This is a genomic window from Campylobacter hominis ATCC BAA-381, assembly GCF_000017585.1.
GTDB lineage: Bacteria > Campylobacterota > Campylobacteria > Campylobacterales > Campylobacteraceae > Campylobacter_B > Campylobacter_B hominis.
This window is the reverse complement of sequence record NC_009714.1, coordinates 79512-92481: the sequence shown is the minus strand read 5'-3', so window position 1 is coordinate 92481 and position 12970 is coordinate 79512. Positions and strand designations below refer to the sequence as shown.

Here is a 12970-nt window from a genome sequence, read left to right as displayed (position 1 = left end):
CGTTTAAGTTATCCTAAATTTACAGACTTAAAAAAATGAAAAAGTTATAAAATCTTTACACCTTCTCCTTTGCAAACTTCACCGATTATATAAGCATCCGAGTTTGAAAGAATAAAATCCGCTTCATCTTTACCTGCAACGATGACAAGTCCTACGCCGTTATTGAAAGTTCTTTGCATTTCATGTGAATCTACCATTTTTGCGATAATTTTAAAAATTTCAGGTGTTCTAATTGCTGATTTTTCTATTTTAGCGCCAAGACCCGCTCTGAAAACACGCGGTAAATTTTCTATCAAGCCGCCGCCTGTAATATGCGCAAGCGCGTGAATATGACTTTTTAATTTTAAGAAATCTTTTACATAAATTCTTGTCGGTTCCAAAAGTGTATCAATTAAACTTTTTTCACCGATTTTTTCATCAAATTTAAGCCCCAAATCATTTACAACTTTTCTTGCCAAAGAAAAACCGTTTGAGTGGAGTCCTGTGCTTGGAAGCGCTAAAAGAACATCATCTTCTTTTACAAATTTTGTGCGATCAATTTCATCAATTTCAGCAATTCCTACGGCAAATCCGGCCAAATCAAAATCTTTCCCTTCATACATAGAAGGCATTTCAGCTGTTTCTCCTCCGATTAAAGCGCAATTTGCCATTTTGCAACCTTTTGCAATTCCTGCTACTACGCGTTTCGCGGTTTCTATTTCAAGCTTTGCGGTAGCATAATAATCCAAAAAGAAAATCGGCTCGGCAAAATTGCAAATTAAATCATTTACACACATTGCAACTAAATCTTGTCCTACAAAATCAACTTTGCCGGCATCAATCGCAAGTCTAAGTTTTGTACCGACACCGTCCGTTGCACCTAAAATTGCAGGATTTTTATATCCGACAGGCAAACGCACAGCTCCGCTGAAAGAACCGATTCCACCAAGAACCAAAGGCGTAAAAGTATCTTTTACAAACGGTTTTATTTCATTAACAAAACTGTTTCCCGCGTCGATATCGACACCGGCTTCTTTGTAGCTTATCATTTTTAATCCTTTAATCAAATAAAAGCCAATTTTAGCTAAAATTGTATAAAATAAAAATGAAATTGGGGTTTTTATGTATCAAAATGCGTTTGTGCTGACAGGAACGATAGGTTCAGGAAAAAGCACGGTGGCAAATTTTTTGAAACTTTACGGTTTTCACGTAATCGATGCCGATAAAATTACGCACGAAATTTTAGAAAAAAATACAGACAAAATAACTGAAATTTTTGGAAAGCAAATTTTGGAAAACGGTAAAATTTCGCGCCAAAAGCTTGGAAATTTAGTTTTTAAAGATAAAAATAAACTTGAAATGTTAGAAAATTTTTTGCATCCGAAAATCAGAGATAAAATTTATAAAAATTGCGAATTACCTGAAATTTCGGGATTTCCTTATTTTGTGGATATTCCACTGTTTTATGAAAAAAACAATTACAAAAATTTTAAAAAAGTCGTAGTGGTTTACGCAAAAAATGAAATTTTAAAAGAGCGTATAAAAAAAAGAAATCATTTAAATGATGAAGAAGCAAAAAATAGAATAAATTTACAAATGAATATAGAAAAAAAACGTGAAATGGCAAATTTTGTCATTGATAACAGCGGCGATTTAAAACATTTGGAAAGCGAAATTTTAAAATTTATAAAAGGTCTTAAAAATGAGTATAAAAATCTCAAAATATAACGCAAGCGGAAATGATTTTGTAATTTTTGAAAGCGACTCCTTTCACAATTATTCAAATTTGGCTCGCAAAATTTGCAACCGTCATAAAGGAATCGGAGCGGATGGTTTAATAGTAATCATTAAAAATAAATCTGAAATTTCAAACAAAATATCAAGTCTGATTTTAGATTTAAATAATGACAAAATAGATTTTGCATGGGATTTTTATAATTCAGATGGAAGCAAAGCTGATATGTGCGGAAACGGTTCAAGAGCAGCTGCGCTTTTTGCTTATGAAAATAAAATAGCAAATAAAAATATGAAATTTTTAACCGGTGCCGGTATTATAAATGCTGAAATTTGCGAAATAAATAAACATCTGGCAATAGTTGAAAGTGAATTGACAAAACCTGTTAAAAAAGCTGAAAATTTCAGTGAAAACGGTTTTTTATGGAGTTTTTACGATACCGGTGTTCCTCACTTGGTTACTTTTGTAAAAGATCTGAATGATTTTAATATAGAAGTTGCAAGAAATTTACGTAAAAAATATAATGCAAATGTAAATTTTGCAAGCTTTAAAGATGAAATTTTAAGAGTTAGAACTTATGAACGCGGAGTGGAAGATGAGACATTGGCTTGCGGAACAGGAATGGCTGCATGCTTTATAACAGGAGTTATAAATTTTAATCTACAAAACGTTGTAAAAGTAATGCCAAAAAGCGGTGAAATTTTATATTTAAGAAAGAACGATGATAAAGTCTTTTTTAAAGGAGCTGTGTCTCATAGTTTTGATGCTTTGTTTTATGATGAATGAGATATAAAACGGTTTGTAAAATTTGAGAAGGGTATTTTTAAATTTTACCTTCGCATAAATTTATAGATTAAAAATGACAAAAAAATTTTATGCGTTTTAGTCTGAAATTTAATGTTGTTTTTGACATTATCATTTTTACTGAATTACAAGTTACTTGCAGAAATTCTACATTTTTTATCTATAAAATCCCATAATAAAGCATATAGCGCCAAAATTCCGAATAATAATATATTTAAAAAATGTCAAAATAAAACCGGGTAACATAATGGCGCTCGCACAAATCACAAAATATCCAGATATCTTTAAAATTTAGCACACAATTGCAAATAAATATATGATTATCAAATATTGTAAATTTTAGATTGGTAAGTGATAAATTTAATATATTTATTATTACGGTTTTTAAAATCTAATTTTATTTATTTAAAAACATTTATAACTATTTCAAAATTTTGATTTTTTACTTTTTATAAGCAAAAAAACATGATTTTTCGCTATTTTCCAATGTGAAAAATTCCACATCTTTAAAGTCGTTTCTTTGTAAAATTTCGACTAATTCGTTGCAAGTAAGCATATTTGCAAGTTCTACGCTTTTATTCCATTCATTTAGCGTTTCTTTTGTGGTGCCTTCTAAAAATATAAAAAACAGGCCGTTTAACTTTAAAATACGTTTTATTTCAGCAAAACACGCATCCAAATTTTTCCAAAAATACAGCGTTTCAAATGCGCTCACAATATCAAACTCTCGCTCTTTAAAATTTGTTTTATGAATATCGCAAAGCTCTAATTTTAGACGATTTTCACCAATTAAATTTTTACAGTTTTTGGCGCAGAATTTAATACTTGTAGGCGAATAATCGATACCGAAAAGCTTAGCGTTCGGAAACTTCTCCGCGAAATTTAACAAATTTTGACCGCCGCCGCAACCAACGTCTAAAATTTTGATATTTTCATTGTTCGTTTTTATCTTATCAATAGCCCATAATGAGCCGATATTGTGCATTTTGTTCATTCTTTGAAGTGTTAAAATTCCACTTTTTCCGCTAGGAAATCTTGCGTTATCATTTGATTTTTTCATAAATTTTACCTTTAAAATAGCGAAATTTATGCTTGAGAAATATCACAGAAAAGTGCGTCTGTAGCTTTTGCTAAATCCTTTGAAGATAAAAAAATTTGAAGACCGCGAATTCCTGCGCTTATATAAATTTTATCATTTAAAAGCGCTTTATTGTCGATAAATGTTCTAAATTTTCGCTTCATGGCAAGCGGAGAGCAGCCGCCTCTGATGTATCCCGTGATTTTTGGCAAATCCTTAATGGCGATTAATTCGCAACGTTTTGCGCCTGCAATTTTAGCAAGTTCTTTCAGATTCAGGCTTAAATCACCTTGTAAACAAGCAACTACAAATTCATTGTCAGCTTTGCAAACTATCGTTTTATAAACTTGCGTAATATCAAGTCCTGCATCTTCTGCGATATGCACGGCATCAATGCGTTCCGGATCAACTTTATAACTTTTCAGTTCATAATTGATTCCAAGTTCATCCAAAAAGCGTGCGGCATTTGTTTTGTGGCTCATGCTTGACTTAAAATTTCTACTTTATTATTAAAAACCGCTATACAATGTTCATAATGGCTGGTTCTAAGTCCATCTCTACTTGTAACTGCCCAATTGTCCGCGGCAACGACAGGATATCCATCTTTTTGGCAAATCATAGGCTCAATACAAAATACCATTCCATTTTTAATCTTCGGACCGACTTTAGCATTTTTGCCTTCCAAATAATTTAAAATTTCAGGCTCTTCATGCGGTCTTTTGCCGATTCCATGCCCACAATATCCCATTAATGGTACAAAACCGCGATCAAGAATAAATTTTTCGATTTTTGCGCTTAACTCTTTAAAATACATTCCGACTTTTATGTTTTTTATAGCAAAATATAATGCATCTTTGCTGCACGCAATTACATCCTCATCTTGTTTTGAAATTTTGCCAATAGGAAATGTGCGCGCGCTATCGCCAAAATATCCACCTATTTTAGTACCTATATCGACACCTAAAATATCACCCTCTTTTAAAATTCTCTCATCCGGAATTCCATGAATTACAACTTCATTTAAAGATAAACAAGATGCATTTGGAAAGCCGTAAAGACCTTTAAAGGCTGGTTCGGCACCATGTTGACGTATAAAATCGTCTATTTTTTTATCAACTTCAAGCAAACTCATACCGTTGCTCAAAAAATCACCTACATAATCTAAGGTTTGAGCGACAATTTTATTTGCCACTCTCAAACCTTCAATATCTTTTTGTGTTTTAAAAAAAATTGCCATTATAAACCAATCGCACTCAAAGTTTTATATTTGTTCATATAAATTTGAGCTTCAATTCGTCTCATCGTATCAAGTGCAACAGAAACAACGATAAGAACAGATGTGCCACCGAAATAAAAAGGCACGCCTAAAAATTTTGTAAGTAGCCAAGGAACAACGGTAACCATACCTAAATAGATTGAGCCCCAAAATGTTAAACGACTTGCAACATCATTTAAAAATGTAGACGTATGTTCGCCTGGACGAACTCCTGGAATAAATCCACCTTGCTTTTTAAGATTTTCACTTATATCTTTGCTGTTGAATGCGATTGAAGCATAAAAATACGCAAAAAATACAACTAATAAAAATTGTATAAAATTGAAAAAATATCCTTGTGGACTTAAAAAATCATTTATTTTTTGAATAAACGGATTTGTGCTGGTTTGTAGGATAGTTCCTGGAAACATCAAAATCGCACTTGCAAAAATAGGCGGAATAACACCGCTAAGATTGATTTTGATAGGAATGTAGTTCATTATTCTTTTGTTTTGATTTTGCATAATAATCTTGCGGGAATATGAAATAGGCACACGACGTTCAGCCATTTCCACATAAATAATAACACCGATTGTCACTAAAATTATAAGTATAACAAAAGCTAAAACTATAAAATTCATTTCGCTGGTATTTAATAAATTTACGGTTCCGCCGATTGCACTTGGAATTCCGCTTACAATACCTGCAAAAATTATTAAACTTATACCTTGCCCTATTCCTCTTTGAGTGATTTGCTCGCCGATCCACATTAAAAGCATTGTTCCTACAAGCATAGAAATACATGAAATGAATATAAACTCATTTGTATTTTCCGTCATAATAGCAGAAGCACCAGTTCTACCTGTTAATCCTTGTAAACCAATGCTTACACCGATTGCTTGAACAACTGTAATTCCAATAGTTGTGTAACGAATTATTTGCATATATTTTTGCATACCGTCACGCTCTTTTTTCAGTTTACCTAAATTTGGAAAAGTTGCCGCCAAAAGTTCCATAATAATCGAAGCGGTAATATAAGGCATAATGCCAAGCGAAATTACACTAAGTCGCTCGGCAGCCTTTCCGCTAAACATATTAAACATTCCAAGTGCATTTCCTGCATTAGAATCAAAAAATTCTTTGATTACATCTACATTGACACCTGGAACAGGAACATAAGCAAGCAATCTATAAGCGAACAAAAATCCCAAAGTAATTAGAATTTTTGTCATCAATGTTTTATTCATTATTTTAATCCGCTTGTTTTTATATTCTCATCTTTGATTTTAGAAGCAAGTTCTTTCGCGCCTGCGCCTATTAGTTTAATTTTTTTTGTGCTGCTTGGAAATTTATGCACTGATAAAATGCTTTCGAATGTGATTTCAGATAAATCTTTAATAGCTGAAATTTTCTCTACATTTATAGCATAAGGTTTTTCAAATTTTGAATTAAATCCAACTTTTGGCAAGCGTCTTTGAAGCGGTTGTTGTCCGCCTTCGAATCCGCGCTTTTCATTATAACCTTTTCTTGCTGTTTGACCTTTGCCACCTTTTGTAGCTGTTTTGCCCCAACCGCTACCTTGACCGCGACCAATTCTTTTGGTTTTACTGGTTGAGCCCGGTGCTTTTTGTAAATTTTCTAATCCCATCATTTGCTCCTTAATTTTTTAACATACTAAGAGCTTTAATTGTAGCTCTTACAACGTTTGATGAGTTATTTGAACCAAGAGATTTTGTTAGAATGTCTTTTATTCCGACAAGCTCTAAAACAGGACGAACAGAACCGCCCGCTATAACGCCCGTTCCTTCGCTGGCAGGTTTTAATAAAATTTTACTTGCATTATATTTTACTTCAATATCATGTGCAATTGTAGAACCATTTAATTTTACATCAATAATATTTTTAAAAGCATCATCTACAGCTTTTTTAATTGCATCAGGAACCTCTTTTGATTTTCCAAAACCATAGCCTACAAGACCTTTTCTGTTTCCTACAACTACCAAAGCGGTAAATCTGAATTTTCTACCACCTTTTACGACTTTAGTAACTCTACCGATATTAACGATTACTTCTTCAAATTCTTCTCTATTATATTTCATATCCGATCCTTATAATTTTATACCGTTTTTTCTTAGCGCGTCAGCAAAAGCTGCAACTACACCATGATATAAATAACCGTTTCTATCAAAAATTGCTTCTGAAATTTTAGCCGCTTTTAGTTTTTCGGCAAAATCTTTTGCTAAAATTGCGGCACCATCTTTATTTGCTTTTATTTTCAAAGCTGTTCCGCTGCTTGCACATAAAGTTTTGCTGTTTGTATCATCAATTGCTTGAGCATAGATTGTTCTATTTGATTTAAAAATAGAAATGCGTGGGCAAACAGCAGAACCTGAGATATTTGCTCTAATTTTTCTTTTTCTTTTAATTCTTAAAGAAATTTTTCTTTTTAATGTATTTGCTGTCATGACCTACCCTTATTTCTTAGCTGTTTTTCCGGCTTTGCGGATAATATGCTCTTCAAGATATTTTACGCCTTTGCCTTTATATGGTTCAGGTGCTCTGAAATCTCTAATAATTGCCGCTACTTGACCTACTTGTTGTTTATCTGTACCTTTAATTGTGATAACATTTTTATCAACTGAAATTTCTATTCCATCAGGAACTTCATAATTTACAAGATGAGAATATCCAAGTGTAAGCTCTAGAATTTTACCTTTCATTGCAGCTTTATAACCGACACCGTTTATTTCAAGTTGTTTGCTAAAACCATCTGTTAAGCCCACCACAATATTATGTGCTAAAGCTCTATAAGTTCCCCAAAAAGCCATGCTTTGTCTATCTTCACCTTTTGGTGAAAATTCAACTTTGCCATCTTCAACTTTTACATCTACATGATTTTTAGTATCAAGCTCTTTTTGTGCGTTACCTTTTTTAAATTTTAGCACATTACCATCAACTTTAACCTCAATGCCGCTTGGAATAGCGACAGGTTTTTTTCCTATTCTTGACATTTTTTTCCTTTTTATTTGTCTAGGGTATGACTACTTTTTGCGAATGAATACCACAATGCCATAAAAAGTAGAAACTTACCAAACGGTGCAAAGCACTTCGCCGCCAACACCGGCTTTGCTTGCTTCTATACCGCTCATAACACCTTTGCTTGTAGAAACAATGACTGTTCCGTAGCCGTTTTTAAATCTTTTTATTTCATCTTTAGTTTGATAAATTCTTCTTCCAGGTTTTGAAATTTTTGTTATTTCATTTATCGCACTTTTGCCGTGTTCATTATATTTTAGAACTACGTTGATGAATTTTTTATTGTCCTCTTCTATAAGATTATAACTTTCTATATAACCTTTTTCAGCTAAAATTTTAAGAACTGACTCAACTACATTTGAATGAAGTAGTTTAGTAGTGTCAAGTCTTCTCATAGAAGCGTTTCTTATACGAGTTAGTCCATCCGAAATTAAATCATTTAACATTTAAACTCCTTACCAACTTGCTTTTTTTAGCCCTGGAATAAGTCCTTCGTTAGCCAATTTTCGAAGACATACACGACAAATTCCAAAATCTCTATAAACAGAGTGCGGACGACCGCAAATTTTACATCTTGTATATGCGCGTGAGCTAAATTTTGCAGGGCGATTAGCTTTAGCTATCATTGATTTTTTTGCCATTTTACTTTCCTTTTGCAAAAGGCACGCCAAAAAGTTCCAACAATTTGAATGCCTCTTTATCACTATTTGCAGTTGTTACAATAGTAATATTCATACCATGAGTTTTTAAAATTTTATCATACTCAACTTCAGGAAACATCAATTGTTCATCAAGACCAAAATTATAGTTTCCTCTTCCATCAAATCCGTCTCTACTTAAACCGCGAAAATCTTTCACTCTTGGAAGCGCTATAGAAACAAGTTTGTCTAAAAATACAAACATATTATCTTTTCTCAGCGTTACTTTTATACCTACAGGAAAACCTTCACGCACTTTAAAACCGGCGATTGATTTTTTAGCATTAGTAATAACTGCTTTTTGTCCTGCTATCAACGAAATGGTGTCAGCCATATTTTGTAATATTTTTTCATCTTTACTTGATTCACCGACACCAACACTGATAACAATCTTATCAAGTTTTGGTATAAGCATAGAATTTTTTATATCAAATTCCTTTACAATAGCAGGTTTAATGCTGTTTTCATACAATTGTTTTAATCTATTCATCTATTAACCCTCAACTAATGCGACATTTGATATATCCATAGGCATCTCTTTATTTATAAAACCGCCCTTTGGATTTTTTTCACTAGGCTTTATAGCTTTTTTAGCTATTTTACAACCCTCGACTATAACTTGTGATTTTTTAGGTAAAACAGACAAAACTTTTCCTATCTTGCCTTTATCATCTCCTGTGATAATTTTTACATCATCACCTTTTTTTATCTTAAATTTTGCCATTATAAAACCTCCGGTGCCAAAGATACAATCTTCATAAATCCGTTGTATCTTACTTCACGACCAACTGGACCAAAAATACGAGTACCAATAAGTTCTTTTTTGCTATCCAAAACAACAGCCGCGTTTTCATCAAATCTAATAAGCGAACCGTTGCCTCTATGAAGCTCTTTTTTAGTGCGGACAACTACCGCTTTTACTACTTGACCTCTTTTTATTTTACCGTTTGGAAGTGCCTTTTTGACGGAACAAACGATAATATCGCCTACCGTTGCATATCTTCTTTTGCTGCCACCAAGAATTTTGATGCACATAAGCTCTTTTGCGCCACTATTATCAGCGACTGCAAGTCTTGTAAAACTTTGTATCATTATTCAACTCCCGCTTTTAAAACTGCTTTTAGGCGAAATGATTTTTTAGCACTTAGCGGTCTACACTCGACAGCTGAAATTGTATCGCCTATTTTTACTGCATTTTTTTCATCATGAACAAGATATTTTTTAAATTTTTTAACAAATTTGCGATATCTTGGGTGCATAACGCGTCTTTCTACTAAAATCGTTGCGGTTTTATCACCTGCTTTTTTTACAACTAATCCGTGAATTTCTCTTTTAAATGCCATATCTTACCCCTTATTTAGTTGCATTTATAGCGGTATTGATTTTCGCAATATCTTTTTTTACTATGCTGATCTCTTTTGGATTTGTCAATTGCATAGTTTTCAACTTTTGTTTAAGATTAAACAAAAGCAACTTTTTTTCTTTCAATAAACTATTAAGCTCTTCTACGCTTTTGCCATTTAACTCAGTATATTTCATTTTCGCTTTCCCTTGTTACGATTTTTGTTTTAAATGGTAATTTATGCATAGAGAGTTCAAGCGCTCTGCGAGCTACATCTTCGTTGACGCCTGTCAATTCAAAAATGATTCTGCCCGGTTTTATATTCATTACCCACTCTTCTACGCCTGTTTTACCTTTACCCATACGAGTTTGAAGAGGCTTTTTAGTAAGCGGTTTATCAGGAAATACATTTATCCAAACCTTTGCTTCCCTATTTACATAACGAGTCATTGCAATACGAGCAGCTTCAATTTGGTTTGAATTTATACGTCCGGCTTCAACGGCTTTAATACCGTAATCACCGAAATTTAATTTTATTCCTCTTACTGCATAGCCGCGATTGCGACCTTTCATCATTTTACTATATTTTGTTTTCTTTGGCATTAACATAGTTATCTACCCCTTCTTGATCTGCGTGATTTTTTAGGCGCTTCGTCTGTTTTTTCGGCTTGAATACCTTTTTGTAAAACTTCGCCTTTGAAAATCCATACTTTTACACCGATATTACCGTAAGTAGTATGAGCTTCCGCAAATCCGTAATCAATTTTTGCTCTTAAAGTATGAAGTGGAACACGACCTTCCAAATACCATTCTGTTCTTGCCATTTCAGCTCCGCCGAGTCTGCCTGCAACTGAAATTTTAATACCTTTTGCACCTGCTTTTTGCGCACTTTGAATTACTTTTTTCATAGCGCGTCTGAAAGCTACACGTTTTTCAAGTTGCATAGCAACATTTTCGGCTGCAAGTTGAGCTGAACTTCCAGGTCTTCTTTCTTCTTTTATATTTATAGTTACATCTTTTTTTAATAGAGCAACAACTTCATTTTTTAGGTTTTCTATTTCGCTACCTTTTTTACCGATAATTACACCAGGTCTTGCAGCAACTATTGTTACACGAAGTTTTTTTGCAGTTCTTTCAATCAAAATTTGATTGATTCCGGCATAATAAAGTTTTGCTTTTAAAAATTTGCGAATTTTATAATCTTCGCTTATATTTTCAGGAATAGCTGATTTTACAGGAAACCATCTTGATTCCCAGTTTCTATTTATACCTAATCTTAGGCCGATTGGATTAACTTTTTGTCCCATAATTACGCTTCCTTACTTGGTTTTGAAACTTCAACCATAATATGTGAGGTTGGTTTTCTTATTCTGCTTGCAGTACCTCTTGCACGCGGTCTAAATCTTTTTAATACAGGACCCGCGTCAACTCGGCAACTTTTTACAATAACTTCATTTGGTTCAAAACCGCCATTTGCAACTGCACTTAAAATTGCATTTGCTATATATTTTGCACCGCGATTCGGTGTAAATTCCAAAGTAGCAAGTGCAAATTCAGCATTCATTCCTTGAATTTCTTTTGCAATAAGCCTTGTTTTTGTCGGTGAAAGACGGACAAATTTTATAGTTGATTTACTCATATTTTATCCTTATTTACCGATTTTCTTTTGAACAGAGCCACGGTGGCCTTTAAAAGTTCTTGTTGGAGCAAACTCACCTAATTTATAACCTATATGATGTTCTGTCACATAGACAGGAATAAAACTTTTTCCATTATGAACATTAAATGTCAAACCTATCATTTCAGGAGTTATGGTACTTCTTCTTGACCAAGTCTTAATAGGCTTATTGTCTTTTGCTTTTTTAGCGGCAATGACTTTTTTTATTATATATTCATCTACAAATGGACCTTTTTTAAGAGACCTTGCCATTATTTACCTTTCTTTCTTGAAATTATAAGCTTATCACTTGCCTTTTTATGACGAGTTTTTAAGCCTTTTGTCGGTTGACCCCATGGAGTTACAGGTTGTCTTCCAGGACCAGTTTTACCTTCACCACCACCGTGTGGGTGATCTACAGGGTTCATAGCACTTCCTCTGGTTTGCGGACGAACACCTAAATATCTATTGCGTCCTGCTTTGCCAAGCGAGATATTAGCCCACTCTTCATTTCCGACAACGCCTATTGTAGCCATACATTCACCAAGCACTTTTCTCATCTCTCCGCTTGGTAAACGCAAAATGACATATTTTTCTTCTCTACCCATAAGTTGAGCATAACCACCTGCTGATCTTGCTAATTGTGCACCTTTTCCTGGTTTTAGCTCAATTGCGTGAATAATTGTTCCAACAGGAATGTTTTTAATTTTCATTGCATTGCCCGGTTTTATATCAAGTCCGCTTTCGGCAGAACTGATTACATCGCCTACATTTAACTCATTTGGTTGTATGATATATCTTTTCTCGCCGTCAGCATAATTTAAAAGTGCAATTCTGCAATTTCTATTCGGATCATATTCTATTGCTTCTACTTTTGCGGGAATTCCAAATTTTGTGCGTTTAAAATCTATAATTCTGTATAGTTTTTTTGCACCGGCTTCTTTATGTCTACTTGTGATTCTACCATTATTATTTCTACCCAAACTAGCAGGAATTTTAACAAGAAGCGATTTTACACTTGCTTTTGCAGTAATATCATCACTGCTTAATCCTGTCATATATCTTCTGCTTTTAGTGTAAGGTTTATATGATTTTATTGCCATCTTATGCCCCCACGTTTTCTAGGCTGACGCCTTCAGGAAGCTTAACATAAAATTTCTTGAAATTATCTCTAACGCCAAGTCTTCCTCTAAATCTTTTTACTTTACCGTCAATTCTTAACGAATTTATTTTTAACGGAGTAAAACCGAAATACTCTTTTAAAACAGCTTTTAGGCTTGTCTTTGTCATTTTTGGGCTAGTTTGGATGACGACCATACCGCCTTCTTGTAAATTAAGAGTTTTTTCCGTATAAAGAATTGTTTTGATATCAGTTATATCTGCCAT

23 protein-coding genes and 1 pseudogene are annotated in these 12970 nt (G+C 33.5%); 2 read left to right on the top strand and 22 right to left on the bottom strand.

Going from position 1 to position 12970, the window contains the following annotated elements:
- Positions 1 to 44: 44 nt before the first annotated feature.
- Positions 45 to 1028, bottom strand: coding sequence for a phosphoribosylformylglycinamidine cyclo-ligase (gene purM, locus CHAB381_RS00550; protein WP_011991569.1), 984 nt, complete (start codon positions 1026 to 1028; stop codon positions 45 to 47).
- A 73-nt stretch (positions 1029 to 1101) separates the two neighbouring features.
- On the opposite strand from purM, the gene coaE reads away from it, so the two are divergent.
- Together coaE and dapF are read left to right on the top strand one after the other, a co-directional pair.
- The gene (coaE, locus tag CHAB381_RS00545) at positions 1102 to 1707 is read left to right on the top strand and encodes a dephospho-CoA kinase (protein ID WP_011991568.1); all 606 of its coding nucleotides are present in this window, start codon (positions 1102 to 1104) and stop codon (positions 1705 to 1707) included.
- Positions 1688 to 2500, top strand: coding sequence for a diaminopimelate epimerase (gene dapF / locus CHAB381_RS00540; RefSeq protein WP_041570554.1), 813 nt, complete (start codon positions 1688 to 1690; stop codon positions 2498 to 2500). The genes coaE and dapF overlap by 20 nt, the downstream gene beginning before the upstream one ends.
- A 460-nt stretch (positions 2501 to 2960) precedes the next feature.
- Here dapF and CHAB381_RS00535 read toward each other — a convergent pair whose 3' ends face one another.
- The 21 genes and pseudogenes from CHAB381_RS00535 to CHAB381_RS00435 form a co-directional block, all read right to left on the bottom strand.
- The gene (locus CHAB381_RS00535; protein ID WP_011991566.1) at positions 2961 to 3578 is read right to left on the bottom strand and encodes a class I SAM-dependent methyltransferase; all 618 of its coding nucleotides are present in this window, start codon (positions 3576 to 3578) and stop codon (positions 2961 to 2963) included.
- 26 nt (positions 3579 to 3604) lie between these two features.
- Entirely contained in the window at positions 3605 to 4078 is a 474-nt protein-coding gene (gene ybaK / locus CHAB381_RS00530) for a Cys-tRNA(Pro) deacylase (RefSeq protein WP_011991565.1), read from the bottom strand.
- Positions 4075 to 4833 (bottom strand): type I methionyl aminopeptidase, encoded by a 759-nt coding sequence (gene map, locus CHAB381_RS00525; RefSeq protein WP_011991564.1) that lies wholly within the window; start codon positions 4831 to 4833, stop codon positions 4075 to 4077. Before map ends, ybaK begins: the two co-directional genes overlap by 4 nt.
- Entirely contained in the window at positions 4833 to 6098 is a 1266-nt protein-coding gene (gene secY / locus CHAB381_RS00520; protein ID WP_011991563.1) for a preprotein translocase subunit SecY, read from the bottom strand. Before secY ends, map begins: the two co-directional genes overlap by 1 nt.
- A complete protein-coding gene (gene rplO / locus CHAB381_RS00515) occupies positions 6098 to 6499 on the bottom strand; it encodes a 50S ribosomal protein L15 (protein WP_011991562.1) in 402 nt (133 codons plus the stop codon). Before rplO ends, secY begins: the two co-directional genes overlap by 1 nt.
- A gap of 10 nt (positions 6500 to 6509) precedes the next feature.
- Complete coding sequence (rpsE, locus tag CHAB381_RS00510; RefSeq protein WP_011991561.1) at positions 6510 to 6950, bottom strand: 30S ribosomal protein S5; 441 nt, start codon at positions 6948 to 6950, stop codon at positions 6510 to 6512.
- A 9-nt stretch (positions 6951 to 6959) separates the two neighbouring features.
- Positions 6960 to 7316 carry a 50S ribosomal protein L18 gene (gene rplR, locus CHAB381_RS00505; RefSeq protein WP_011991560.1) on the bottom strand — a complete coding sequence of 119 codons (357 nt, stop codon included), beginning with the start codon at positions 7314 to 7316 and terminating at the stop codon, positions 6960 to 6962.
- 9 nt (positions 7317 to 7325) lie between these two features.
- A complete protein-coding gene (rplF, locus tag CHAB381_RS00500) occupies positions 7326 to 7862 on the bottom strand; it encodes a 50S ribosomal protein L6 (protein ID WP_011991559.1) in 537 nt (178 codons plus the stop codon).
- Between the two features lie 75 nt (positions 7863 to 7937).
- Positions 7938 to 8333, bottom strand: coding sequence for a 30S ribosomal protein S8 (gene rpsH / locus CHAB381_RS00495; protein WP_011991558.1), 396 nt, complete (start codon positions 8331 to 8333; stop codon positions 7938 to 7940).
- A 9-nt stretch (positions 8334 to 8342) separates the two neighbouring features.
- Positions 8343 to 8528 (bottom strand): type Z 30S ribosomal protein S14, encoded by a 186-nt coding sequence (locus tag CHAB381_RS00490; protein WP_011991557.1) that lies wholly within the window; start codon positions 8526 to 8528, stop codon positions 8343 to 8345.
- A 1-nt stretch (position 8529) separates the two neighbouring features.
- On the bottom strand, positions 8530 to 9075 hold the full coding sequence (gene rplE / locus CHAB381_RS00485) for a 50S ribosomal protein L5 (RefSeq protein WP_011991556.1): 546 nt from the start codon (positions 9073 to 9075) through the stop codon (positions 8530 to 8532).
- A gap of 3 nt (positions 9076 to 9078) precedes the next feature.
- The gene (gene rplX, locus CHAB381_RS00480; RefSeq protein ID WP_172462807.1) at positions 9079 to 9312 is read right to left on the bottom strand and encodes a 50S ribosomal protein L24; all 234 of its coding nucleotides are present in this window, start codon (positions 9310 to 9312) and stop codon (positions 9079 to 9081) included.
- Positions 9309 to 9677 (bottom strand): 50S ribosomal protein L14, encoded by a 369-nt coding sequence (rplN, locus tag CHAB381_RS00475; protein ID WP_011991554.1) that lies wholly within the window; start codon positions 9675 to 9677, stop codon positions 9309 to 9311. The genes rplX and rplN overlap by 4 nt, the downstream gene beginning before the upstream one ends.
- The gene (gene rpsQ, locus CHAB381_RS00470) at positions 9677 to 9928 is read right to left on the bottom strand and encodes a 30S ribosomal protein S17 (RefSeq protein ID WP_011991553.1); all 252 of its coding nucleotides are present in this window, start codon (positions 9926 to 9928) and stop codon (positions 9677 to 9679) included. The genes rplN and rpsQ overlap by 1 nt, the downstream gene beginning before the upstream one ends.
- A 10-nt stretch (positions 9929 to 9938) precedes the next feature.
- Positions 9939 to 10124 carry a 50S ribosomal protein L29 gene (gene rpmC, locus CHAB381_RS00465; protein WP_011991552.1) on the bottom strand — a complete coding sequence of 62 codons (186 nt, stop codon included), beginning with the start codon at positions 10122 to 10124 and terminating at the stop codon, positions 9939 to 9941.
- Complete coding sequence (gene rplP, locus CHAB381_RS00460; RefSeq protein ID WP_011991551.1) at positions 10111 to 10536, bottom strand: 50S ribosomal protein L16; 426 nt, start codon at positions 10534 to 10536, stop codon at positions 10111 to 10113. The genes rpmC and rplP overlap by 14 nt, the downstream gene beginning before the upstream one ends.
- 2 nt (positions 10537 to 10538) lie before the next feature.
- A complete protein-coding gene (gene rpsC / locus CHAB381_RS00455; protein WP_011991550.1) occupies positions 10539 to 11234 on the bottom strand; it encodes a 30S ribosomal protein S3 in 696 nt (231 codons plus the stop codon).
- 20 nt (positions 11235 to 11254) lie between these two features.
- Positions 11255 to 11566: pseudogene (gene rplV / locus CHAB381_RS00450) on the bottom strand (50S ribosomal protein L22); the annotation flags it as partial.
- A gap of 9 nt (positions 11567 to 11575) precedes the next feature.
- A complete protein-coding gene (rpsS, locus tag CHAB381_RS00445) occupies positions 11576 to 11857 on the bottom strand; it encodes a 30S ribosomal protein S19 (RefSeq protein WP_011991548.1) in 282 nt (93 codons plus the stop codon).
- Positions 11857 to 12687: a 50S ribosomal protein L2 gene (gene rplB, locus CHAB381_RS00440; protein ID WP_011991547.1), complete on the bottom strand. Its 831-nt coding sequence runs from the start codon at positions 12685 to 12687 to the stop codon at positions 11857 to 11859. Before rplB ends, rpsS begins: the two co-directional genes overlap by 1 nt.
- 1 nt (position 12688) lies before the next feature.
- On the bottom strand, positions 12689 to 12970 hold the full coding sequence (locus CHAB381_RS00435) for a 50S ribosomal protein L23 (RefSeq protein ID WP_011991546.1): 282 nt from the start codon (positions 12968 to 12970) through the stop codon (positions 12689 to 12691).